This is a genomic window from Ruegeria sp. SAZD013, from assembly GCF_059612525.1.
On the sequence record NZ_JBXWQT010000020.1, the window covers coordinates 1043682 to 1067819 of the forward strand.

Annotated in this window: 18 protein-coding genes and 1 tRNA gene; 9 read left to right on the plus strand and 10 right to left on the minus strand. The window is 57.1% G+C overall.

The window, feature by feature from the left end; genetic code table 11:
- Positions 1 to 57 precede the first annotated feature (57 nt).
- Positions 58 to 1161 carry a cupin domain-containing protein gene (locus AC2FLU_RS11460; protein WP_496808632.1) on the minus strand — a complete coding sequence of 368 codons (1104 nt, stop codon included), beginning with the start codon at positions 1159 to 1161 and terminating at the stop codon, positions 58 to 60.
- On the minus strand, positions 1124 to 1354 hold the full coding sequence (locus AC2FLU_RS11465; protein WP_480517703.1) for a hypothetical protein: 231 nt from the start codon (positions 1352 to 1354) through the stop codon (positions 1124 to 1126). Before AC2FLU_RS11465 ends, AC2FLU_RS11460 begins: the two co-directional genes overlap by 38 nt.
- Positions 1355 to 1588: 234 nt before the next feature.
- Between AC2FLU_RS11465 and AC2FLU_RS11470 the strand changes: the two genes are divergently transcribed.
- From AC2FLU_RS11470 to AC2FLU_RS11485, 4 genes are all read left to right on the plus strand, one after another.
- Entirely contained in the window at positions 1589 to 3862 is a 2274-nt protein-coding gene (locus AC2FLU_RS11470; protein ID WP_480504506.1) for an NADP-dependent malic enzyme, read from the plus strand.
- 45 nt (positions 3863 to 3907) lie between these two features.
- Entirely contained in the window at positions 3908 to 4297 is a 390-nt protein-coding gene (locus AC2FLU_RS11475) for a GFA family protein (RefSeq protein WP_480504505.1), read from the plus strand.
- 231 nt (positions 4298 to 4528) lie between these two features.
- Positions 4529 to 6418, plus strand: a complete 1890-nt coding sequence (gene prpE, locus AC2FLU_RS11480; protein WP_480622069.1) for a propionate-CoA ligase PrpE — start codon at positions 4529 to 4531, stop codon at positions 6416 to 6418.
- Between the two features lie 88 nt (positions 6419 to 6506).
- Entirely contained in the window at positions 6507 to 7934 is a 1428-nt protein-coding gene (locus AC2FLU_RS11485; RefSeq protein ID WP_480473555.1) for an amidase family protein, read from the plus strand.
- A 249-nt stretch (positions 7935 to 8183) separates the two neighbouring features.
- Here the strand turns inward: AC2FLU_RS11485 and AC2FLU_RS11490 are convergent, their stop codons facing one another.
- Positions 8184 to 8990, minus strand: a complete 807-nt coding sequence (locus AC2FLU_RS11490) for an NAD kinase (protein ID WP_480553876.1) — start codon at positions 8988 to 8990, stop codon at positions 8184 to 8186.
- 122 nt (positions 8991 to 9112) lie between these two features.
- Here AC2FLU_RS11490 and glyA point away from each other — a divergent pair, with 122 nt between their 5' ends.
- Positions 9113 to 10408 carry a serine hydroxymethyltransferase gene (glyA, locus tag AC2FLU_RS11495; RefSeq protein ID WP_496811982.1) on the plus strand — a complete coding sequence of 432 codons (1296 nt, stop codon included), beginning with the start codon at positions 9113 to 9115 and terminating at the stop codon, positions 10406 to 10408.
- A gap of 113 nt (positions 10409 to 10521) precedes the next feature.
- Here the strand turns inward: glyA and AC2FLU_RS11500 are convergent, their stop codons facing one another.
- Entirely contained in the window at positions 10522 to 10896 is a 375-nt protein-coding gene (locus AC2FLU_RS11500; protein WP_209507997.1) for a hypothetical protein, read from the minus strand.
- Between the two features lie 91 nt (positions 10897 to 10987).
- On the opposite strand from AC2FLU_RS11500, the gene AC2FLU_RS11505 reads away from it, so the two are divergent.
- Complete coding sequence (locus tag AC2FLU_RS11505) at positions 10988 to 11746, plus strand: alpha/beta fold hydrolase (protein ID WP_496811983.1); 759 nt, start codon at positions 10988 to 10990, stop codon at positions 11744 to 11746.
- Here the strand turns inward: AC2FLU_RS11505 and AC2FLU_RS11510 are convergent, their stop codons facing one another.
- From AC2FLU_RS11510 to AC2FLU_RS11530, 5 genes are all read right to left on the minus strand, one after another.
- Positions 11747 to 11932 (minus strand): hypothetical protein, encoded by a 186-nt coding sequence (locus AC2FLU_RS11510; protein WP_480588769.1) that lies wholly within the window; start codon positions 11930 to 11932, stop codon positions 11747 to 11749. It abuts the gene before it with no gap.
- Positions 11933 to 12204: 272 nt separating this feature from the next.
- Positions 12205 to 13557: an HlyD family type I secretion periplasmic adaptor subunit gene (locus tag AC2FLU_RS11515; protein ID WP_480473560.1), complete on the minus strand. Its 1353-nt coding sequence runs from the start codon at positions 13555 to 13557 to the stop codon at positions 12205 to 12207.
- 2 nt (positions 13558 to 13559) lie between these two features.
- A complete protein-coding gene (locus tag AC2FLU_RS11520) occupies positions 13560 to 15782 on the minus strand; it encodes a type I secretion system permease/ATPase (protein WP_496808630.1) in 2223 nt (740 codons plus the stop codon).
- 39 nt (positions 15783 to 15821) lie between these two features.
- Positions 15822 to 17762 carry a type I secretion protein gene (locus AC2FLU_RS11525; RefSeq protein WP_496808629.1) on the minus strand — a complete coding sequence of 647 codons (1941 nt, stop codon included), beginning with the start codon at positions 17760 to 17762 and terminating at the stop codon, positions 15822 to 15824.
- Positions 17763 to 17892: 130 nt separating this feature from the next.
- On the minus strand, positions 17893 to 20199 hold the full coding sequence (locus AC2FLU_RS11530) for a hypothetical protein (RefSeq protein ID WP_496808628.1): 2307 nt from the start codon (positions 20197 to 20199) through the stop codon (positions 17893 to 17895).
- 608 nt (positions 20200 to 20807) lie between these two features.
- On the opposite strand from AC2FLU_RS11530, the gene AC2FLU_RS11535 reads away from it, so the two are divergent.
- Together AC2FLU_RS11535 and AC2FLU_RS11540 are read left to right on the plus strand one after the other, a co-directional pair.
- Positions 20808 to 21560, plus strand: coding sequence for a helix-turn-helix transcriptional regulator (locus tag AC2FLU_RS11535; protein ID WP_496808627.1), 753 nt, complete (start codon positions 20808 to 20810; stop codon positions 21558 to 21560).
- Positions 21553 to 22050 carry a hypothetical protein gene (locus AC2FLU_RS11540; protein ID WP_480473566.1) on the plus strand — a complete coding sequence of 166 codons (498 nt, stop codon included), beginning with the start codon at positions 21553 to 21555 and terminating at the stop codon, positions 22048 to 22050. Before AC2FLU_RS11535 ends, AC2FLU_RS11540 begins: the two co-directional genes overlap by 8 nt.
- Positions 22051 to 22156: 106 nt before the next feature.
- Here the strand turns inward: AC2FLU_RS11540 and AC2FLU_RS11545 are convergent.
- Positions 22157 to 22242, minus strand: a tRNA-Leu gene (locus tag AC2FLU_RS11545).
- 763 nt (positions 22243 to 23005) lie between these two features.
- Here AC2FLU_RS11545 and AC2FLU_RS11550 point away from each other — a divergent pair.
- On the plus strand, positions 23006 to 24138 hold a 1133-nt coding region (locus AC2FLU_RS11550; protein WP_496808626.1), incomplete at its 3' end, for a tyrosine-type recombinase/integrase.

Consider the following 24138-nt stretch of genomic DNA (forward strand, 5'->3'; position numbering starts at 1 on the left):
TTTGCACGCTAACGTATTAAGGCGGGGAAATTGAAGCCCCCGACCCGTGTTTTTCGCTTAGCCCAGCGTTGTGTTGAAGGTACCGGGTAAGGTGACTTCCAACAATTCGATATTGTCTGTTGGGTCGGACAGCCGTGTGCGCATCCCAGGTGGGATGACGAACGCATCCCCTTGCTCCAGCCGGTAGGGATCGCGCCCCTCTCCTTCCAGGGTGACCTCTCCGTCCATTACAAAGATAAAGTGAATGTCGGTGTCATGGGTGGCCCATTCCGGATCACCCGATCCTTTGCGCACAACCTGCACCCCAGCGACGCCCTTGGTGTTCTCGGCAATCGTGGTGTCGCGGCAGATGTAACCCGGAAGACGGAAGGGCATCCACTCGGCACCCTTGGCCTGATTATAGACAAAACGTTGCCCCTGCCATTCGCGGTCCGGGCGGATGTGCGGAGTGGGAAGTATCATGTCATGGTCGATTTCCGTGACATGCTCAGCCGGCACTCCAATCTCGATGACCTGAACATTATCAGAGGCTTCGAGAACACGGTGCCGGATTTCCGGTGGTTGAATAAAGCAGTCCCCCGCTGTCAGGCGCATTTTCTCGCCCTGATCCTCATAGACCACATCCACCCAGCCATGGATGCAAAAGATCAGCTGAAACCCGACCTTGTGAAAATGCACCATGTCCGGGACCGGTCCGCCATCGGGAATGCGGATATGACTGGCGATGATCGACCCGCCCAGCCGATCCGGCACCAGATCGCGATAGTGCATCCCGGCCCGACCGATGATCCAAGGGGCCTGATCCTTGAGCCTGCGCACGACAAAGGAATGCACGGTCTCTGGCATCACCAGTGGCGGATTTCGTTCTTCAATTTCGATCCGGGTGCCATTTGGGGCCACCAGAACGCGTTCACCACCCGCGAAATCAGACGGATTATCCGTCAGAATACGCAAGGTACCAGGGCTTTCCGGTGCGTCTTTTTCAATGCGCAACCGCACGCCATGCCCCGAAAACACCGCGACGCGCGGATCGTCAGCGGGATAGATCATGTCCATCTTCATCCCCAGTTTTTTCGTGTAAAAGGGGATGTCGTCGCGAATTTCCCGCGTGGGCAGGCGAATCTCAGCGTGCGTTTTCGCCAGATCGGATGTCTTGGTCATCAGTATTCTCTTCGAATTGCAACTTTGGCCATCCGATCAGAACAGACGCCAAAATGCCAACCGAAAAGAACATCCCTGGCATTTCTTCCACAGCGAAGAACCGCATTTCAATGATCACGGATAAAGCGCCGCCGTTCAGCGCGGTGAACTCGACCAAAATCTGGGCGACAACAACTGCCCAGCATCGCTGCAACCAACATCCAACCTACTGATCCCTCGTTGGTTACCAGCCACGTCATCAGTCCTGAATGTCACGACGGCCTTGCCAGAGTGATCTTGGACGTCGCAATGTGAAAAGATGCAAAAGAACTCAGACAATACCAATCCGGATTCTGGTTGCGACATCACGGCAGAGTTACGTAGCGTAGCCAAGTTCAAATAAATAGTTTAAGGCTAAATCAAATTCTCAATGGGAGCTGAATCGCCGATGTCTGACACCCCCAGCCTGCGACAAGCTGCGCTCGAATATCATGAATTCCCCAAACCCGGAAAGCTTGAGATCAAGGCCACCAAACCGATGGCCAACGGTCGCGATCTGGCCCGCGCCTATTCGCCCGGCGTGGCGGAGGCCAGCCTTGAAATCAAGGCCGATGCAGCCAATGCCGAGCGGTACACCGCGCGCGGTAACCTTGTTGCTGTGGTGTCAAACGGCACCGCCGTGCTCGGCCTGGGGAATATCGGGGCACTCGCCTCGAAGCCGGTCATGGAAGGCAAGGCTGTTCTGTTCAAAAAGTTCGCGGGCATCGACTGTTTTGATATCGAGGTAGATCAGCCCGATCCCGAAAAGCTGGCGGATATCGTCTGTGCCCTTGAACCGACATTTGGCGCCATTAACCTTGAAGACATCAAGGCCCCCGATTGCTTTATCGTCGAAAAGCTCTGCCGTGAACGTATGAACATCCCGGTTTTCCATGATGACCAGCACGGAACTGCCATTGTGGTCGGGGCTGCGGCCAAGAATGCGCTACATGTGGCCGGAAAGTCTTTTGAGGACATCAAGGTCGTGTCAACCGGTGGCGGGGCCGCCGGGATCGCGTGCCTGACCATGCTGGTCAAGCTGGGCGTGAAACGTGAAAACATTTGGCTGTGCGACATTCACGGGCTTGTCTACGAAGGACGGGCCGAGGACATGAACCCGCACAAGTCACAGTTCGAGCAGAAGTCGGACTTGCGGACGCTGGACGATGTGATCGGTGGGGCTGACCTGTTTTTAGGTCTCAGCGGACCAAATGTTCTGAAGCCTGACATGGTCCGGAAAATGGCAAGCCGCCCGATCATCTTCGCCCTGGCCAACCCGACGCCGGAAATCCTGCCAGAGGATGCCCGCGCGGTTGCACCAGACGCAATCATCGCCACGGGTCGCAGCGATTTTCCCAATCAAGTCAACAACGTGTTGTGTTTTCCGTTTATCTTCAGGGGTGCATTGGACGTCGGAGCGACAGAGATCAACGACGCGATGCAGATTGCCTGCGTGGATGGTATCGCTGAGATGGCGCGCGCAACCACAAGCGCCGAAGCCGCGGCTGCCTATAAGGGCGAGCAACTGACCTTTGGCCCGGATTACCTGATCCCGAAACCATTTGACCCGCGTCTTGTGGGCGTGGTGTCATCTGCGGTCGCCAAAGCCGCCATGGAAAGCGGTGTTGCAAAACGCCCTATCGACGACTTTGACGCCTATAAGGAAAAGCTCAACCAGACTGTCTTCAAGTCTGCCCTTCTGATGCGTCCTGTGTTCGAGGCTGCGGCCGTCGCATCCCGTCGCATCGTTTTTGCAGAGGGTGAAGATGAAAGGGTTCTGAGAGCCGCGCAGGCCATTCTCGAAGAGACGACGGAAACGCCAATTCTGATCGGGCGACCCGATGTGATCGAAACCCGGTGTGAAAAGCTGGGGCTGACCATTCGTCCGGGCAAGGACTGTCAGATCGTCAACCCGGAAAACGACCCGCGCTATTACGATTATTGGACTTCCTACCACCAGATCATGCAGCGCCGCGGTGTTACACCGGATCTGGCCAAAGCGATCATGCGCACCAACACAACGGCCATTGGCGCGATCATGGTGCATCGTGGCGAAGCGGACAGCATGATCTGCGGCACGTTCGGCGAATATCGCTGGCATCTGAACTATGTTGAGCAGGTGCTTGATGAGGGCAACCTGCGCCCGCATGGTGCCTTGTCCCTGATGATCCTGGAAGATGGCCCCCTGTTCATCGCCGACACGCATGTCCGGCAATTGCCGTCGCCGGAAGAACTGGCAGAAACCACCATTGGTGCTGCGCGACATGTTCGCCGGTTCGGGATCGAGCCCAAGATCGCCTTCTGTTCGCAATCGCAATTTGGCAATCAGGCTGAAGGATCAGGCAAACGGCTGCGGGCGGCGCTGGAAATCCTTGATCGGCAGCCGCGCGATTTTGTCTACGAAGGCGAAATGAACGTAGATGCGGCTTTGGATGCAGACCTGCGGGCGCGCATCTTCCCGGCGTCGCGATTGGAGGGAGCGGCCAACGTTCTGATATTCGCCCACGCAGATGCGGCCAGCGGCGTGCGCAATATTCTGAAGATGAAGGCGGACGGGATTGAAGTTGGCCCGATCCTGATGGGAATGGGCAACAAGGCCCATATTGTTACTCCATCCATCACCGCGCGCGGTCTGCTGAACATGGCGGCGATTGCAGGAACACCCGTGGCGCATTACGGTTAACCTGGGGCGGCCTGGCTGGCGCCCCTGTCAACAGGGGGGAAGCGCATGAAAGGACATTGCCACTGCAACGCCGTGCATTGGGAAAGCGATGCCCAAGCCGCATGGAGCTGTTATTGCCACTGTTCAGATTGCAGGCGAAACTGCGCCGCGCCGGTCACGGCTTTTTTCGGACTGCCGCATGAAGCAGTCAGATGGCTGGGTCAGGCACCAAAGATCTATCGTTCATCTGAAGGGGTCGAACGTCTTTTTTGTGGCAATTGCGGAACCCAGATGGCCTATCGCACAGCGCGCGATAGGGTGAACATACATCTTTACACCGCAACGCTGGACGAACCGGAAACCCTGCCACCACAGTTTCACGTGTTCCACGCCGATCACCTGCCCTGGCTGAACCTTCAGGACAAGCTGCCACGTTACGCCAAAACGGCTGGTTGAGATGATTCCCGGAGGAGCCCAAGATTTGCATGTAAAAGTTTGCAACTTTGCAAATCTTCGCACTGCGGCGATGAAAACTCTGCTACACCTGCGATTTTGCAAAAATTTGCAAGTCATATTCCGCTGATCTGCAAATTTTTTGCGATAAACTGACGCGTCGTCATGCGTCGCGCTTGCCCTGATGTTTTCTGCAACCTAACACAATGTCCAGGCCGTTGTGAGGAGGACGAGATGGCGTATCAGGACGTTTATGACAGCTGGAAGACTGACCCCGAAGCGTTCTGGATGAACGCCGCAAAAGGGATCGATTGGGTCAAGGCCCCCAGCAAGGCACTGTTCGACGACAATGCGCCCTTGTACGAATGGTTCAGCGACGCGCGGGTCAATACCTGTTGGAATGCCGTAGACCGTCATGTGGAAAACGGGCGCGGTGAACAAACCGCCATCATCTATGACAGCCCCATCACCCACACCAAGCGCGAGATATCCTATGTTGAGCTTCGCAACCGCGTGGCCACTCTGGCCGGCGCGCTTCGCGCAAAGGGTGTCGAGAAAGGTGACCGTGTCATTATCTACATGCCTATGATCCCCGAAGCGCTTGAGGCAATGCTGGCCTGCGCCCGCCTCGGCGCCGTGCATTCAGTCGTGTTCGGCGGGTTTGCCAGCAACGAACTGGCTGTGCGCATCGACGACGCCAAACCCAAAGCAATCATCGCCGCGTCCTGCGGGATGGAGCCGGGCCGCGTGGTTCATTATAAGCCCCTGCTTGACGGCGCGATCGACCTGGCTAACCACAAGCCTGATTTTTGTGTGATCTTCCAGCGGGAACAAGAAGTCGCTCAGTTGATTGAAGGGCGCGACTTCAACTGGCATGGCTTCCAATACGGTGTCGAACCGGCTGAATGCGTACCGGTCGATGGCAATGACCCGGCTTATATCCTGTACACCTCTGGCACTACGGGTGCACCCAAAGGGGTCGTGCGCCCCACTGCCGGACACCTTGTGGCACTGAACTGGACGATGAAGAATATCTATAACGTCGATCCGGGTGACGTATTCTGGGCAGCCTCCGACGTGGGCTGGGTCGTGGGACACTCCTATATCTGCTACGCGCCCCTGATCCATGGAAACACCACAATTGTGTTCGAGGGCAAGCCAGTCGGCACCCCGGACGCGGGCACCTTCTGGCGCGTGATCTCGGAACATAAGGTCAAAAGCTTCTTCACCGCACCTACAGCCATCCGCGCCGTCAAACGAGAAGACCCAAAAGGCGAATTGATCGCCAAATACGATCTGTCTCATCTACAGGCCCTCTATCTGGCAGGCGAACGGGCTGACCCTGACACAATTATCTGGGCACAAAACGCGCTGAAGGTTCCGGTGATCGACCATTGGTGGCAAACCGAAACCGGCTGGGCCATTGCCGGAAACCCGCTGGGTATCGAAGAGCTTCCGGTCAAGCTGGGCTCGCCCGCAAAACCGATGCCGGGTTATGACGTGCAAATTCTGGATGAAGGCGGTCACCCGATGAAGGCCGGTGAACTGGGTGCCATCGCGGTTAAACTGCCCCTGCCCCCAGGCACCTTGCCAACACTGTGGAATGCCGAAGCACGGTTCAAGAAATCTTATCTTGAACACTTCCCCGGATATTACGAAACCGGCGATGCCGGGATGATTGACGAAGACGGGTACCTCTACATCATGGCGCGCACCGATGACGTCATCAACGTAGCGGGCCATCGCCTGTCGACGGGTGGGATGGAAGAAGTGTTGGCCGCCCACCCCGATGTGGCAGAATGCGCGGTAATCGGTGTTTCGGACCAACTGAAGGGGCAGATGCCGGTCGGCTTCCTGTGCCTGAATGCTGGTGCCACACGGGATCATGGCGATGTGGTTCAGGAAGTCGTCAAAATGGTTCGGGAAAAGATCGGGCCGGTGGCCGCCTTCAAACTGGCTGTTGTTGTCGACAGGTTACCCAAGACCCGTTCCGGTAAGATCCTGCGCGGCACGATGGTGTCGATTGCAGACGGTCAGGATTACAAAATGCCTGCAACAATTGACGATCCTGCCATCCTTGATGAGATCAAGGTGGCGTTGCAGACAATTGGTTACGCAAAGTAACCATCGGGCGGCATCGGCCGCCCATACCATGTCCGCCCTTGCAACCTGAATCTGGGCCCCTACTGTCGCTGTAAGACAGTGAGGGCCCATGACACATACCAATATCTGGCGTCTCAGCGCCACAGAGCTGACCACCCTGACCCGACGCGGCGATCTGAGTGCAACCGAGGCGGTTCAGGCCTCGATTGATCGCATGGACGCGGTGAACCCCGCGCTGAACGCAGTCGTCGAAGATTTGCGCACCGAGGCCCTGGAACGCGCGCAGTCGCTAGATGCTGCACGGGAGCGTGGTCAGCCGACCGGCCCGCTGCATGGAGTTCCGGTAACAATCAAGGTGAATGTCGATCAAAAAGGCCACGCGACCACCAACGGTGTCATTGCGCTGAAGGATGTGATTGCACCGGATGACGCGCCGGTGGTCAGCAACTTGCAAAAAGCGGGGGCCATTGTGATCGGGCGAACGAATACGCCCGAGTTTTCCTTCAGGGCCGACACCGACAACCCCCTGCATGGGCGCACGTTCAACCCGTGGGGACGGCACATTTCACCCGGGGGATCATCCGGTGGCGCTGCTGCCGCCGTGATGGCGGGTGTCGGTGCTCTGGCCCATGGCAACGATATTGGCGGTAGCCTACGCTTTCCGGCTGCCGCCATCGGTGCCGTGACGGTCAAACCGGGGTTGGGACGCGTTCCCGCGTGGAACCCAAGTCAGAAGGCCGAACGCGGATTGCTGGCGCAGTCAATGTCGGTTCAGGGCCTGATCACCCGGTCGGCTGCGGATCTGCACCTGTCCATGCCCAGCCTGATCGCCACCGATGCGCGGGACCCATTCCACGTTCCAATGCCCTGGCACGGCGAGAGTTTTGACCAGCCGATCAAGGTGGCATTCACCAAGAACACCTTCGGCTATGCTCTGCACCCCGAGGTCGAAAAAGCCCTCGACACTGCGCGCGATGCGCTGGTCGATGCAGGGTACATCGTTGAAGAGGTCGATCCGCCCGATGTCTTTGAATGTGGCCGGATCGGGTATCGGACCTTGATGGGCGAAGTGCTGACCCTGATGAAATCTGACATTGAAGCCGCTGGTTCCAGAACCATCCGCGACATCTTTGACGTCTACTTTCAGGAGTTCCCGCCCATCGTTGAAACAGAATTGGTTCGGATGCTGGCCAAGCGCAGCCATTATGCACGCGAATGGTCCCTGTTTATGCAGGACTACCCGCTGGTTTTGTCCCCTTTCCTGCCACAGCCATTTTTCAAACCTGACCGGGACACCGAAGGCGCGGAAGGCGTGCATGATGTTTTGGGATGCGCTGTCTATTCCTATGCGATGAACTTTCTAGGACTGCCAGCAGCTTGCGTTCCATCGCGGCTGGCCAATCTTCCCAAAGGGCCTCAACCTATCAACGTACAGATCGCGGCACAGCGCTGGCGCGAGGATCTGGCCGTGGATGCCGCCGCCGCGATAGAAGCCCGCGTGGGACAGATGTGTTTGCCGCTTTGGGATCATATGTAGCAAAAATAGACCCCGGGTCATTGTGCCCGGGGTCCAGCTGCTAAAATAAGCCCGGATTTCTGATGACGAGCGTAGCACCACCCACCCTCGCCAGCGCAAAATCTGCGCAACCATTCGAAAACACCGTTCAGGTGGCCACTCACTCCCACCTTGGCGCGTTCTCCGGGCAAGTTCACATTAGCCAATCGTTAAGGGAATTCCTGTGAACTGCTTCACACAGGCGTGAGAAAAATTTGGGGAATCCTAATTTTATGTGAATTGTTCGGATATTAGGCGTTCTTCCAACCCATGGCCGGGATCGAAAAGGATACGGTGCGCAATGGCTGGTTCCGACCTGATCTCGACCCAGTCTATATCCGGGAAAGAAACGGAATCGGCGGCCGCGATGACCGGGCGCTTGTCAGCTTCGACCACATCGAACCTGACTTTCGCCATTTTCGGCAATAAGGCACCGCGCCACCGCCGTGGGCGAAACGCCGCGATGGGTGTCAGGGCCAGAACGTCAGCGCCAATCGGAACAATCGGCCCATGCGCGGAATAGTTGTAGGCGGTCGATCCCGCAGGCGTGGCAAGCAACGCCCCGTCACAGACCAGTTCGGCCATGCGCACCCGGCCGTCTACGCTGATCTTGAGCCTTGCTGCCTGAGGACCGGCACGCAGCAATGACACTTCGTTGATCGCCAGCGCCTCGTGCAGTTTTCCAGATTGATCCATCGCCTGCATGGCCAACGGGTTGATAACCTCTTCCTCGGCATCCTCCAGCCGCGCCATCAGGTCGTCTTCGTGATACTCATTCATCAGAAAGCCGATCGTGCCGCGATTCATCCCGTAGACCGGAGTATCAAGATGCTGCATGTTGTGCAGGGTGTGCAACATGAAGCCGTCCCCACCTAATGCAACCACAATATCTGCGTCCCGAGGTGCCACGTTACCATGTTTGGCCACCAGGATGTCGCGCGCCGTTTGCGCCACTTTGACCTCACTGGCGAGAAAGGCGATTCTCTTTTTCATGTTTTGTGGTTTCCGGTGTTGCACATTTGGTTCCGAAACAAACATACCTTTCCCCAATAGGCCAGTCTTGACGCCGCAGCAGGCCAAATCGTCGCTTTAAGCCTTTTGCGAAAGTGGCGTTTCCGATAGGAAATCCGCAAGATTTTACCCAGCCATGTGGAGCGCCAATGAACGCCAATCTTCGTGACACCGGATTTTTCACCCAGTCCTTGTCGGACCGCGATCCTGAGCTTTTTGGCTCGATCCGGTCTGAGCTGGGTCGTCAGCGCGACGAGATCGAGCTGATTGCGTCCGAGAACATCGTCTCTGCCGCCGTGATGGAGGCGCAGGGTTCGGTTATGACCAACAAATATGCCGAAGGTTACCCGGGCCGGCGCTATTACGGGGGCTGCGAGTTTGTTGATATCGCCGAGAATCTGGCCATCGACCGCGCCAAGCAGCTGTTTGGCTGTGGCTTTGCCAATGTGCAGCCGAACTCGGGCAGCCAGGCCAACCAGGGCGTGTTCCAGGCGCTGATCCAGCCCGGCGACACCATTCTGGGCATGAGCCTGGATGCCGGTGGCCACCTGACCCACGGCGCGCGGCCCAACCAGTCGGGCAAGTGGTTCAACGCCGTGCAATACGGCGTGCGCCAGCAGGACAACATGCTGGACTATGATCAGGTCGAGGCGCTGGCGAAAGAGCATAACCCCAAGCTGATCATCGCGGGCGGTTCGGCCATCCCGCGTCGGATCGACTTTGCCCGCATGCGCGAGATCGCCGACATGGTCGGCGCCTATCTGCACGTGGACATGGCGCATTTCGCCGGTCTGGTTGCGGCGGGCGAGCACCCCAGCCCGTTCCCCTACGCGCATGTGGCGACCACCACCACACACAAGACCCTGCGCGGCCCACGTGGGGGCATGATCCTGACCAATGATGAAGATATCGCTAAGAAAGTGAATTCGGCGATCTTCCCCGGCATTCAGGGCGGCCCGCTGATGCATGTGATCGCGGCCAAGGCCGTGGCCTTTGGCGAGGCGCTGCGCCCCGAGTTCAAAAGCTATATCCAGCAGGTCGTGACCAATGCGCAGGCGCTCAGCGATCAGTTGATCAAGGGCGGGCTCGACACCGTGACCCACGGCACCGACACCCATGTGGTGCTGGTCGACCTGCGCCCCAAGGGCGTCAAGGGCAACGCCACCGAAAAGGCCCTGGGCCGGGCGCATATCACCTGCAACAAGAACGGCGTGCCGTTTGACCCGGAAAAGCCGACCATCACGTCGGGCATTCGCCTTGGCAGCCCCGCCGGCACCACCCGCGGCTTTGGCGAGGCCGAGTTCCGCCAGATCGCCGACTGGATCATCGAAGTGGTCGACGGCCTGGCCGCCAACGGCGAAGACGGCAACGCCGAAGTCGAAGCCCGCGTCCGTGCCCAGGTCGCAGACCTCTGCAACCGCTTCCCAATATACCCGAACCTGTAAACGTTTAAAAAGAAAAGAAAACGGCGCTCTTGAGGCGCCGTTTTTTGTTGTTTGAGCGACCACCTCGACAAAAGGAGATCAGGCTAAGCGTCAGCTTGGCAGCCGTCTGAAAGTCAGATCAAATCGCGCCACCACAGAAAGACAAGCAGTAGCGCTGTCAGAGCCAACAGATTGAAAGCCAGCCCCCCCAGCAAACCAAGGAACCAGCCCCACCTGCGATCCGCAAGATTGATGCTTCCCAGATGATCCTGCACTACGTCCGACGCCCTGACGAGCTTGGGAGTATCCAGAATCAACCGCATCTTCGGGTGCGACGCCATCGCCTCGGACCGGGCAAGCACCATGGCCTGCCGGTACACCCGGCGCGGCAGGCGTCGTTTTGCCTTGCGAATGGATGCCTCTAGCGTCTTGTCGCGCACGCCAAGCTTTGCACGCAGCAAGGCCACCGTCTCGGCGATCCGGGTCTGAATGTCTGGGTCCTGAGGCATTGGCTCTCTCCTGCCGCCGCAATCTAGCCTGCACCACAAAGACCTACAATGGGGCTGGTGATCCGCTGTAGGCGCTTGTATCACGCAAGCTATGCTGAACACGATTGTACATGGCGAACCGACCGCCCGCCCACCGCTGGTAATAGCACACGGCCTTTACGGATCTGCTCGGAATTGGGGCGTCATTGCCAAAAGGCTTTCAGACGAACGGCAGGTTGTGGCGGTGGACATGCGCAACCATGCTTACAGCATGTGGGACCCGAGCCATGATTATCCCCATCTGGCACAGGATATCGCCGAAGTCATAGAACAGATCGGCGGCGTGGCGGATGTTCTTGGACATTCCATGGGCGGAAAGGCTGCCATGACCCTGGCCCTGCGGCACAATGGGTTGGTGAACAAGCTGGTGGTCGCCGACATCGCGCCGGTTCAATACGCGCACAGCCAAATCCGGTTCATCGAGGCCATGCGGGCTGTTGATTTTTCGCGCATCACCCGCCGGTCGGATGCGGAGATGCAATTGGCCGATCAAGGCGTTGAGAAAGCGTTGCAAAGCTTTTTCACCCAATCGCTGGATATCAAGGGAAAACGGTGGCTGCTTAATCTGGATGTTCTTGCAGCCGAGATGCCAAAGATCATGGGCTTCCCCAAGTTGGACGCCACATGGAATGGCCCCGCCCTGTTCCTGTCGGGCGCGGCATCGGATTATGTCCTGCCGGAACACCGCCCTGAAATCCGCTCGCTGTTTTCCGGCGCGCGTTTTGCCAAAATACCCGGAGCCGGGCATTGGCTGCACGCCGAAAAACCACGTGAATTCGAAGCGGCGATTCGGACGTTCCTGAACGCCTGATCAGGCGCCCCGGTACAAGCGCCGGGCCACCATCCACGACGCCGGAGCAGCGATCACTGCCCCGGCAACTGCGGCACCGACAATTGCGCTGACGGAAACCAATCCCGCAGACAGCACAGCGATTACGGCAGAACCAGAAATGGCAGTGGCGATCAGTGAATACAGCATGGCGGCAAGGCGAAACATGGTCGGGTGTTCCTTATGATGACTTCCGGCCAAACATGTCTCGATTCGAATGTGTTTTGCATTGATTTGCATCAGATGCGGAAATCTGGCGCTTCATGAACCTGTGATTTCGCAACCACCGTTGAGCCGATCCGCCAACCCGCCAAGGATGTGGAGCGTGTGAAAACCCAAGTCTTGCACCGTCAAAGGTACACACCCTCACTTTCACGCTTTTCCCAAAAGGATCAGAACGCGACTCGAGGTAGATGAACCAACGGCCTTAGGCACCTAGGTTATTGCTCGCGAAACGCGCGCGACATGCTGTCCGACACAGGTTTGGCGATATAAGCTGCAAAAGTTCGTTCCTCGGTTTGGATCATAATTTCCGCAGGCATGCCGGGGGTCGGAACAAAGCCGCTGACCCGGTGCAGCTCGTCTGGGGTAAGTGAGATACGCGCCAGATATACCTCTTTTGGAACGCCTGCCGCCTCTTCAAGCAGCGCGTCGGCAGAGACATAAAAGACTTCTCCGTACAAAACCGGCGTTGTGCGCTGATTGAGCGCGATCAGTCGCACCGAGGCGGTCTGCCCGGTTACCACACTATCAATCTCGGTGCGTGGGATTTGCGCCTCAATAATCAACGGCGCATCGGCAGGCAGGATTTCGGCAATGGGTTCGCCCGTTTCGATCACACCACCCGGAGTATGATAATGCAGGCGAACCACTGTCCCGGTCACAGGAGCCCGTACCACGGCCCGGTCCAGGACATTACGGGCCTGACGGGATTTTTCGCGCACGCTTTCCAGATCGGCCTCGACCACGCCCAATTCATCCAGTGCTGCCTCGCGATAGGCGGATCGGGTGCGTGTAATCTGTTCCTGGTACTTTAAAAGCATCTGATTGATTTCAGCGGCCTCCGCCCGCAACCGGGCCTGCTGTCCCTCGGCTTCGGCCTGCACACGCCGGATCGTGTTCAATTCGCCCTTTCGAACCAGCCCTTTCTGGAAAAGCTGGTTCTTGGACTCGTATTCCTCCTGCAAGATTTCGGCACGTGTGGCCATGCTGTCCAATTGGGCCTCAAAGCCACTTGCCCGGATCTTCAACGCTTCCATGTTGCGTTCCAATAGCGCCACATCATTCAGCAAGGTCTTGCGCGACACATCAAAGCTGAGCATTTGACCGTCGAGAATGGCCATGACTTCCACGTCTTTGGAGGCCTCGACCAGATCTGGTGTAAAGACCAGACGATCCCGTTCCCCATATTCCGCCAGCAACCGCTCGGTCATCGCCTGCAAGCGCAGTTTGCGGATGAACAGCTCGCGCTCATTGGCCTGGGCCGAGGTCTGATCCAGCGTCATCAGCACCTGACCTGCCTGAACCGATTGCCCCTCAACAACCTTGATGTCTTCGATGATCCCGCCCTCAAGGTGCTGGACGATCTTGTTGCGTCCAGTGGCGACAAAACTGCCCTGCGCAATGACCGCCGCCGCCAGCGGGGCGCTGAAAGACCATACGCCAAAACCGCCGAAACAGACGACCAGCATAATAGTACCGATGACAATAAAACGGTTGATCGAGCGCGGAACTTCCGCATACCAGACGTCTGGTTCACCGGCAGAGTGCCTTACGGGTACGAGGTCATTCATGGTCAGCCCCCCTGTTGCCCTTCAATTCCAGTCCGTTTGCGCGGCCCGTTGATCTGCTTAAGAACCTGCTCCCGCTGCCCAAACAATGCGACGCGCCCATCGGTCAGCAACATGATCTTGTCGACCACGTTCAGCAGCGTCGGTTTCTGCGTAATGACGACCACGGTGATCTTGCTTTCACGCGCCTGTTCAATGGCGCGCCCCAAGGCTTTGTCCCCGGCGACGTCAAGGTTCGAGTTCGGCTCGTCCAATACCACCATTCGCGGGTTTCCAAAAAACGCCCGCGCCAGCGCAATGCGTTGTTTCTGTCCGCCCGATAAAGGCGATCCATCAGCGGCCACCACGGTCTCATACCCCTGCGGCAGGGTTGCGATCATGTTGTGTACATCAGCCAGAACAGCGGCATCGTGGATCTGTTCGTCCGTGGCGTCGGCCCGCATCCGGCCGATATTGTCCTTGATGGTTCCGGGGAACAACTGCACATCCTGTGGCAGATAACCAATGCTTTCGCCAAACTGGCGTGGGTCCCAGTTGCGGATATCCATCAGGTCCAGCCGCACACTTCCCGACGTGGGCAGAACGGACCCGACAAGGGTTTTGCCCAAGGTGGTTTTGCCCGCACCGGAATTGCCGATAATCGCCAGTGTTTCGCCGGGGGTGAGTGAGAAAGTAATCCCGTTCAGAACCACACGTTTGGTTCCGCCGGGGACATAAAGCAACCGCTCTACATCCAACCGGCCTTCGGGTCGCGGCAGGCGCAATTTCTCGTGTTGCAGAGCCGAGGTTGACAGCAGCGCCTTGATCCGCCCATAGGCCGCGCGCGTCAGAAGGTAACTGTTCCACCCTTCAATCGAACCTTCGATGGGCGCAAAGGCGCGCCCGGCAATGATCGAGGCCGCAATCACCATGCCGCCGGTAATCTCTCCCTGCAGTGCCAGAAATGCGCCCCATCCGAGAATGCCAATCTGTGTCAGCAGGCGAACTGCGCGTGAAATCGCCGCGAAGATCACGTTTCGATCCTGCGCGCGTACCTGCCAGGTTAGGGATTGGGCGGTGTCCCGCCCCCAGATCCGCACTGCTTCGGGGATCATGGCCAAGGCGTTGATAATCTGGCTGTTGCGCGACATGGAATCCAGATGCAGGTTTGCCATGGATTGCGCCCTGTTTGCCTCGGCAAAGGGTTTGGCTGTCATTTTCTGGTTGACCAGCGCAATCGTCATCAGGATCAGCGCCGTCACCACGACGATCAGGCCCAGTTGCGGGTGCACGAGAAAGATCATCAGAATGAACAGAGGCGCGAATGGCACGTCCAGAAACGAAATCAAAGTTCCCGAGACCAGAAAACCGCGCAGCTGCTGCAAATCGCCGAGCGTCTGATATTCGCGCCCGTTTCCATGCAACGACGCGTGCGCAGCAGCACTAAGCACCGGTGCACCCAAACGAACGGCAACCTCGACGCCGGTTCGCATCAGCGTAAACCGCCGCACCGCATCAAAAGCAGACTGAAAAATCACGGCCCCGGCGACGATCGCCGTCAACATGATCAGCGTATCCAAGGATCGGCTGGTCAGAACCCTGTCACTGATCTGAAACAGGTAGATCGGGATCGACAGGATCAGAATATTGGTGGCGCAGGTCAGCACCAGAACAAATGCCAGGTTACGCCGGATCGCCCGGATCGAATCCCGCAATGTGCGCTGGAAATCCTCGGGCGGGGTGCGCTTGTGAAAGGTTTGGGGTGGCCCGTTCCCGTCACCGCCGCCGGCTTTTGTCCGCAACAGTGGCTGGTTTGCCTTGGCCTCGATCGTTGCGCCCATGTGATCCGCGCCGGACGCGCGCGCAGAGGGGGTCTTGCGCGCTGTCGTTTCGTCTGCGGTTGCATGATCCGGGCCGTCAGCATCAGCCACCCCGTCACCACCGCCCGCAATGTCCTTGTCTTGCACGGGCTGCGGCGCCGCGCACCGATGGGGAGGTTCAGCGCGCGGTAGTTCACATGAGTGTTTCTGGTCTTTGGCCTGTTTCAACACATCGTTTTCAACCGGCCGGTTTTGATCTGGTTCAGGCACTCGGAACTCCTGCGTCAGATGCAGTCGGGTTTTGGCACCTGTTGCCCGTTTTGCAGGATCTGCCCCTGGTTCGGGATCCTGACGCTTCAGACCCAACCCGCCTTGCCTGTCCAGCGGGCTGGATAAAGGATGGCGGTGCGACGAAAAAACAAACGACATGTAGAAACCTTTTGGTCACTCGGTAAAAATCTTGGGGGATCAGGCCAGCATGGTTTGCACGCCGTCGTCAGGTGTAGTTGCATCAACAGCTGGGGTATTCAGTGCCAGGGCCGCATCCGGTTGCGCGACGGTCATGTCACCCATGATGGCGGCAATTGCCTCATTGGTCATCGCGGTAATCTCGTCGTTGTCCGGCATGTCGATCAGGCTGGCCTGATGCAGCAACAGATCGGAGTACGACCCGTCAGCTGCCATGACTGTCGAGTCCACACCCATCTTGGTCAGATGGGCAGTGTTCAGCATGGCATTGCTGCCCGCGACAACTTCGGCCCCGGCAGCATTCGGGCCCGACAGGTCAATGTCATCCTGATCCAGCATCATCGTGACCTGGTTGACGATGTTCACCTGCATAAGATCGCCGTCGATCTTGAGGACGCGCAACTGTTCCATCCCGGCGAACATCGGATCATTCAGAAGCGCGTCTTCCAACGCCTCCATGTCCATTTCCTGTATGGCCAGCGCGTCCGCCATATTCTGTTGCATATCCTGGTGAATGTCCTTGCCGATCGTTTTGACCGACGCGTCGTTCATGAGCAGGTTTTCATCACCGTCCATTATCGACGCGGGCACTCCACCGCTGATGATATCGTCATCCATAAGGGCCATGGACTGAATCAGCACATCGACTGAAATCATGTTTCCGCCGATCATGATGAGATCGTAATAGCTGCCCAACTGCACAATGTCGGCGACATTGTACATTTCGTTGTCGCCCAGCACGTAAAGCGTGGATGTGGCTGAAATTTCGGTCTGAATGTGATCGATATCGGTGGCATCAATACTCTGGCTGATGAAATTCGCGACCACCAGATCGCCGTGAACCCAGTCCACAACAACATATGCGGGCTGGCCGCCTGCTCCGTCGGCATCGTCCAGCCAGGCGGCCTCTTTGCCTTCGACTTCGATCACCGAAGACTGAACCAGGTTGGTACCGCTTCCGGCATTCATGGCACCCACGTCCCAGTCGGAAACAAGCGCGACCTGACTGATGACCGTCAGATTGATGGCCTGTCCGCCTACAACAATGTACGGAGCATCCACCCAACCAATTGTCGCAGACACTGCATTGATCGCCAGATTGCCACCGGTCACCACCAGATGCCCGTCGTCAAAATCGGGATCCTTGGACTGATCCCATTCGGCAGGCCACGGCGTTTCCGCTTCATCGCCAGTCGCCTCATCCGGCTGATGGAAAGCGGGCAGCAGGTCGGTCCATTCAGGTGCTTCGGCCATGTGCTCGCCATTGACGATCACACCCAAGGCATCATCGCCATGGAACTGATACACGGTGACGCCATCCACATCCCCGTTCATCGGGTTCAACATCTGTTCGGCCAGTGCCTCGACCATCTCGATTGACTGGTAATCCGCGAGTGAAAATGACGGGCTTGCTACGGCATGAAGTGACAACGCCATGTCCAGCATCTGCTCACCTTTCGCGATCAGAGCATCCGTGTCGCGAAATTCACCCTCGCCCACCGTATCGTTGTCACGCAGGAAAACCTTTTGCATGGTGTAACTTACCGCCGACCCCAACGGCACGTTTTCCGGCTGCAGAATGACAAGTGTAGGAACGGATGACGGTCCAATCGTGTCGTCCGGGACAAAACGCTCGGAAACCGGCCCATCTCCCCCAAGGATAATCACCGATTCATGTACAGGCCCCTTCGGCGCGTCTGGTAGCGGCAGGTTAGGTTGAGGTGGGGCAAAATTGTATGGGAGGAGTTTGTATTCGCCCACAGGGATATCAAGATCGGCCCTGATGTGGATTGCGGCAGGATCGTCCAGCCCGTCAATTTCGGCTTTTCGCCTCAGGGCGGTGAATTCGTCATACTGGTCCCGCAGCCGGGCCTGTTCGATCGTAAGTTCAAATGTTCCAACAAAATGCGCTATCGTTTCCGTAATTGCGTCAAGGGCCATGTCGGTCATCCTTTTTTACCCACACCGGCCAGAATTTCCGCTTTGGGTTCAGTTGGGCCGGGGCCACTGCACGCGGCCCCGGCAATTTCGAAAATAGCGAGGCCCGATAATGCGGGCCTCGCCTTATGACTTATGCGTCGTTGTCGTCGCTTGCGTAGGACGAGGTCATCGAGCCACCGACCATGGTCGTATCGACCGAGTTGCCAAGCACGTTGGCCCCCATGACGATCGACTGGTTAAAGGCCGAGGTGTCGACAACAGCCGCTGCCGAGGCATAGGACTCACCGCTCACGATGCCATCACCACCGTTGTTCGAGCCCCAGCTGCCACCGTTGCCACCTGCGCCACCGTCACCTGAATAGGCACCGGCCGCGCTGCCGCCCGTGATGGTTCCACCCATGGTGTCACCGGACATGGCTGTGCCGGTCGAGTATCCGCTGGCTCCGCCATTTGCGGCGGACGCGCCGCCGGCACCACCGGCACCCGAGCTGGCCGCACCGGTCGCATCGCCCGACCCGGTCGATGTGGCATCGTTATCGGACATGCCCGAACCACCGTATCCGGCGATTGCTTCAGCAAGGCTGTCGGCGGCTCCGTTTGTATCGGCATCACCGAATACATCCGCCGCTCCGCCATCACCGGCGGTATTGGCTGCATCGGCAGATCCGGCACCGTTGCCCGAAGACGTGGATGTGGGCGTCGTTGTGCCGCCTGCTCCGCCGTCACCGTCTGCTGCAGACGTACCGGAGCCCGCTGCGTCCGCTGTGCCGTTGGCCGAATTGGATCCGCCATTACCACCGCTGCCATCCGTGTTCTGCGAATTGCTGGACGCACCGTTCACGTCACCTGGGCTTTGGTTGATGTCAGGCCCGCTTGCGGACTGGTCGCCAACACCCTGCGCATCTGAATCCGCGTCAGCGGTTCCACCGGAACCATCGCCGCCCGAACCGTCACCGCCTGAGCCATCGCCACCAGAGCCATCGCCGCCCGAACCGTCGCCACCGGTTCCGTCACCGCCAGTTCCGTCACCACCTTCGCCCGCTTCGGCATCAATCATGCCAAGCTCTTCCTGCAGGGCCATGATTGCAGCTTCGACCATCGCAGCAAATCCGCCTTCGCCGTCACCGCCGGTTCCGTCACCGCCCGTGCCGTCGCCACCGGATCCTTCACCACCGGTTCCTTCGCCGCCCGTGCCTTCACCGCCGGTACCAGGTCCGCCAGTGCCGTCGGCCGAGCTGTCCGCGCCACTGTCAGCGCTGCCCTCTGCAGCGTTGCTGCCCGCGGTCGCATCATTGGCTTCGGTAGTGCTGTCACTGGAATTCGACGACGAACCGTCCGTCGAAGCGCTGCCGTCACCGCCGTCTGATCCTTCGGCGTCTACGTCATTGCCGGCCAGACCAAAGCCTGTGCCGCTCGAGTCGGTATCGCTGTCGCCGCCATCGGCGCTACCCGAGGCATTCGAGCCAGACAGACCAAGGCCCAGTCCCAGACCAAACGAATCTGCGCTTCCGCCGTTACCACCGGTTCCGTCACCGTCAACGCTTGAGCTGCCGTCGTTGTCAGCAGAAGACGAACTGTCAGCGTCGCCGCCGTCGCCGCCAGTGCTGTCACCGTCAGCCCCTGCGCCGGACAGGCCGACACCAATGCTGGCGTTATTTGCGTCACCGGTATCACCGCCTGCGCCGCCACTCGAATCCGCGTCGGCGCTGCCGGTATCGCCACCGGCACCAAACGCATGGCTGCCCAGCGTGGTCGAGTCTGCGGAACCACCATAGCTGGTACCACCGTCGCCCGAATCTCCACCGCTGGACTTGACGCCGATACCTTCTTCAGCGTTGGCGGTACCGCCATAGGCGCTACCATTCTGATAGAAACCGGAATTGTTCGAAACTGACGCCGATTCCAGCGTGTCGTCATCGCTCAGGCTGGCCACCTGACTGTTGACGGCCGCCATCGCGGTTCCCGCACCATCCATTGAGATATCGACATTCATGTCATCGCCAGGATCATAGTTCAGATCACGGCCTGCAGTTATTACGTCGCCAACCGACGCGTTATCTCCGAAGTCCAGATCAACCTGATCGTCATCACGCGGAATCCACTCTCCGCCACCAAAGTCGATATTGATCGCATTGCTGTTCGAATTGTCGTTGGTGTTATCTCCGGCATTGAGCGTCTGGTCCTGATCCTGACCTTGATCCTGATCCTGGCCCTGATCTTGACCTTGGTCCTGGCCTTGTTCCTGACCCTGATCCTGGCCTTGATTTTGGTCCTGACCCTGATCGTTGGAGTTTTCGACAGTCTGGTCCTGCTGCTGCTGTTGTGCAGTCAGGTCAGCTTCGACAAACGCCTCATCAATCGGGATTTCGACATTAACCGGAGCTTCCAGGTTCTCGACATTAATTTCGTCGACGGTCGTTACGTTTGTATTATTCACATTACGTCTCATGACAAATTCCTATTCTTGGAACGCCAGACCGCCATTCATCTAAAAAGCGGCATCAGGCGAGGTTGAAACAAAAAAATACCCGCGCAGCGCAAAAACGCGCTGAATGCGGTCAGTGGAAGTTTCTAAATGGCCACCTCCTTTCCCGGCTAAGCCGAAAGCGCGGCGGTTCATGAAGCTTGCTAAAATACGCAATGACCGGCGCGACAGGGACAGGCGCTTCGACAATTGAAGCCCAGCCATGTTCGCAGCGACGCACGCCCACGCCTAGCTAGTCGAAAGTTTTGAGGTAGTTACATCATTGTTTTTATTACTTTCTTTTAGAACGCGCCTAAATCTGCGTACACCTGCCCCGCATGACCTACCCATAAAAAGTCGCAACAAAATAATTCAATTGTTTCCGCTGGTTGCACAAAAATCCAAGCGGAAACCTAACCGAAAGTTCTATGGTACGGGCTATGGAAACACTCCTCCCGGTTGTGGAAAACCATGCTTTCGAGTATAATAATATTTAATTACCTATTTGATTAGTTAACTATTTCAGACCACCAGAATTCAAATAAGCAATTTTTGGTTGACCCTGTTTGCGAGGGAATGTGATGAGTGCGTCATTGATAGATGAAACTGCCAATCAGGATCTTTATTCAGAAGATTTTTCGGTTGTCTTTATTGGAAAAGAATTATTCTACTCCAATCAGACCCTAAGAAGCGTTCAAACTGAATTCGGGGTTCGTGCCCGGCGGTTCGAAACCCTCGAAGCGATGAACGGCCACACACCCGGCTGCAGCAAGATTATTGTTGTTGACCAGATGATGCTTGAAGACCTGTTGGCGCGACCAATGGCCTATACCAAAAGTACCGGGTCCGGCTGTCTGGCCTTTGCCTATCGCAAAGAAGAATCGGCCCGGCATATGTTTGAATCCTGGGATCGCGCGCAGTTCGGCGAAATTGGGTTTCTACCCATGAATGTGGCGCCCGATGCTTGGCGCGCCATACTCAGGCTGCTGATGCATGAAGAACTGTACCTACCCAGCTTCCTTGCCGATTGCGCCACATTCCCAAGCCAGCGCACGCGGGACATCCCAACCCGTCCAGTGACAAATGTCCCAAATGGTGTCGACCAGCAATCGCGGTATCTGAAGCTGACGCGTCGCGAAAAGCAGGTCCTGCAACTTGTCTCGCAGGGCAAAAGCAACAAGTTAATCGCGGCCAAGCTGGGAATTACAGAACACACAGTCAAACTGCATATGCACAACGTGGTTGGTAAGATCGGCGTCAGCAACCGCACCGCTGCCGCGCATTTCTACTACGAGGTTGCGCCGCACGAGGCGCAGCAATCCGCCCTTGACTGACACGTTCGAAGCCCGGTTCGATCGCCTGATCCTTCTGGTTGGCAGGCTGAACTATATGTGGACCAACACCGAAAGCCTGCTGATCCACCTGATCGCGGGCCTTTCCGGAACGTCGAAAGACGTGGCCGTCATTATTTTCCTGACCTTGAACACAACCCGCGCGCGTATTGATCTGGTCGAACGGCTTGCCAAGATGGAGGGAAGACCCGCGCAGGTTCGTGACCCGATCCTCGAACGCACGCAACGGCTCAGCAAGCTTTCAGGCATTCGAAACAAGTATAACCACTGCATCTATTCATTCGATCAGGAAAGCGGAAACCCGAAAACAATTCTGATGCGGATTTCTGACCGTAAGACCGATATCAGACTGGGGCGCTCGGACACGGTAGATGATGATGCGCTTCGCGAAATCGAGACAGTCGTCAATCAGTTGTCAGCCGCGAACAAGGACATCTGGAGGCTGATCCGGGAATTGGGGTATCCGGTATAGTCCTGGTCATGAATATGACGCCATGACGACGTAGGCTGCGCTTCACAGCATTTTCGGTCCCGAAGGCGCGCAACCCGGGCAGCGGAATGTTCCTTTCGAAAGTGCCTGGTGCGGGCGGTGGGACTCGAACCCACACGGGCATACGCCCTTCAGATTTTAAGTCTGATATGTCTACCATTCCATCACGCCCGCATGGCGCGGCCCTTTCGGACAGTGCAACGTCCTTACAAGCACAACGAGATGATAACAATGTGCTTTGACCTGCCAGATCAGGAAAATTAGCGGGCAGCCCCGAAGGAAGTCACCTGCGCGCAACGGCACCCCGATCACATCCTCAGGCTTTGGCGTGGTCCGACACATCCCCAGGTCCGATGCATCGGATCGACTGACGGTGCCCCTTCCGGGGAACGTGTTTTCAATACCAATCCTTTTCCCGTTCTATCGGGGAACAAAATTTGTCGCGGCGCAAGCGTACATAGCTCCCGACATTACCATATTGTATGAATCTGATTACCCAAAACCTGAGTCTCTCATTTCTGTACCAGAGCCACTTTCATGTCCCAACCCTGTTTCGGACTTGTTTTTTGTTACTGTCCAGCGAGTTAGACCTGAGTTCCCCTATTTCCCGATTGAAATGCCCATATACATGGCTACTCCGGGGAACAACGGTAAAGGACGGTTCCGCCCAACTCGGACGGAGGCAGGTAAAGCCTCAGTGTCAGATCGGGACGTTATAAATTTCAATGATTTGGTGGTGCCCCCACACGGACTCGAACTGGGGACCTACTGATTACAAATCTTATCATCCTATTTTCGATAGCATAATAGCCAATTCGATTGGGCAGTATATTTCTTTAAATAGCAGTAGTTTTTGCGTGTTGAAGTTTCTATAAGACCCTTCCCAACTCTCCGCACTTTGCTTACCTTTCGCTTACCCACTCCGTCGGAGACCAATATGCCCAACGTCAGATTAACAAAATCAAGTGTCGATCGCCTTTTAGCAACAAACCGGGACACGATCTATTGGGACGACGGTTTGCCGGGTTTTGGACTCCGCGTGAAAACGACCGGCGTCAAAAGCTTCTTAGTTCAATATCGCAACAAACAAACCGGTCGGTCGAAACGCAAGACACTTGGGCGATATGGGCCGACCTTGTCTTTGGGCGCCGCCCGCGAAATGGCACGCGCGCTTCTTGCTGACGTGGTCCGTGGCGGAGATCCTGTCGCGGACGCTCAAACGCTCAGGCACTCACCAACGGTGAACTCACTTGCCGCGCAATACATGACCGAACACGCGGAGCCAAAGAAACGCCCCGGTAGTGTTCGGAACGATCGGTCGATGCTGGACAGACACATTCTCCCCAAGCTTGGGGAGCTAAAAGTCATCGAAGTGACGCATCAGCATGTTCAGAAGCTTCACAACCAACTGCGCGATACGCCGTATCAAGCCAATCGCACTCTGGCGCTCATGTCGAAAATTTTTGAACTGTCTGTGCGCTGGGGTCAGCGTTCTGACAATCCGGCAAGCGGCATAGAAAAATTCCCCGAGGAAAAGCGGGACCGCTGGCTGTCAGACGATGAGCTGCAAAGACTTTTGGTAGCTCTGTCAGAGCATCCAAATCAGGTTGCAGCGAACGCTATTCGCCTGCAGCTCCTAACAGGCGCACGGATCGGCGAAGTGCTGAAGGCAAAATGGGAAGACTTCGATTTGGACCGCGCGGTATGGACAAAGCCGTCGCACCACACAAAGCAAAAGCGACGAGAGCACCTGCCGATTTCGACAGCAACCTGTGATTTGCTTGCGGCAATGAAAGCAGGGGCATCTCCTGAAAGTCGTTGGTTGTTTCCGGGACGCTCTCCGGACCAACCGTACAAAGATCTGAAGAAATTTTGGAGCTCGGTCACCACATCAGCAGGTCTTCAAGACTACCGTATCCACGACAATCGGCATACGCATGCGTCGCATCTCGTTTCCAGCGGTCTGAGTCTGCCTATAGTCGGTCGATTGCTTGGACACACGAACCCGTCTACCACGCAACGCTACGCGCACCTCGCAGATGACCCGTTGCGGCAGGCAGCGGATGTGAT

What these genes read in the sequence shown, in the direction of transcription:
- AC2FLU_RS11460 (WP_496808632.1), bottom strand. Translation starts at nt 1,161, where the DNA reads ATGACCAAGACATCCGATCTGGCGAAAACGCACGCTGAGATTCGCCTG.
- AC2FLU_RS11470 (WP_480504506.1), top strand. Translation starts at nt 1,589, where the DNA reads ATGTCTGACACCCCCAGCCTGCGACAAGCTGCGCTCGAATATCATGAA.
- AC2FLU_RS11475 (WP_480504505.1), top strand. Translation starts at nt 3,908, where the DNA reads ATGAAAGGACATTGCCACTGCAACGCCGTGCATTGGGAAAGCGATGCC.
- prpE (WP_480622069.1), top strand. Translation starts at nt 4,529, where the DNA reads ATGGCGTATCAGGACGTTTATGACAGCTGGAAGACTGACCCCGAAGCG.
- AC2FLU_RS11485 (WP_480473555.1), top strand. Translation starts at nt 6,507, where the DNA reads ATGACACATACCAATATCTGGCGTCTCAGCGCCACAGAGCTGACCACC.
- AC2FLU_RS11490 (WP_480553876.1), bottom strand. Translation starts at nt 8,990, where the DNA reads ATGTTTGTTTCGGAACCAAATGTGCAACACCGGAAACCACAAAACATG.
- glyA (WP_496811982.1), top strand. Translation starts at nt 9,113, where the DNA reads ATGAACGCCAATCTTCGTGACACCGGATTTTTCACCCAGTCCTTGTCG.
- AC2FLU_RS11500 (WP_209507997.1), bottom strand. Translation starts at nt 10,896, where the DNA reads ATGCCTCAGGACCCAGACATTCAGACCCGGATCGCCGAGACGGTGGCC.
- AC2FLU_RS11505 (WP_496811983.1), top strand. Translation starts at nt 10,988, where the DNA reads ATGCTGAACACGATTGTACATGGCGAACCGACCGCCCGCCCACCGCTG.
- AC2FLU_RS11510 (WP_480588769.1), bottom strand. Translation starts at nt 11,932, where the DNA reads ATGTTTCGCCTTGCCGCCATGCTGTATTCACTGATCGCCACTGCCATT.
- AC2FLU_RS11515 (WP_480473560.1), bottom strand. Translation starts at nt 13,557, where the DNA reads ATGAATGACCTCGTACCCGTAAGGCACTCTGCCGGTGAACCAGACGTC.
- AC2FLU_RS11520 (WP_496808630.1), bottom strand. Translation starts at nt 15,782, where the DNA reads ATGTCGTTTGTTTTTTCGTCGCACCGCCATCCTTTATCCAGCCCGCTG.
- AC2FLU_RS11525 (WP_496808629.1), bottom strand. Translation starts at nt 17,762, where the DNA reads ATGGCCCTTGACGCAATTACGGAAACGATAGCGCATTTTGTTGGAACA.
- AC2FLU_RS11535 (WP_496808627.1), top strand. Translation starts at nt 20,808, where the DNA reads ATGAGTGCGTCATTGATAGATGAAACTGCCAATCAGGATCTTTATTCA.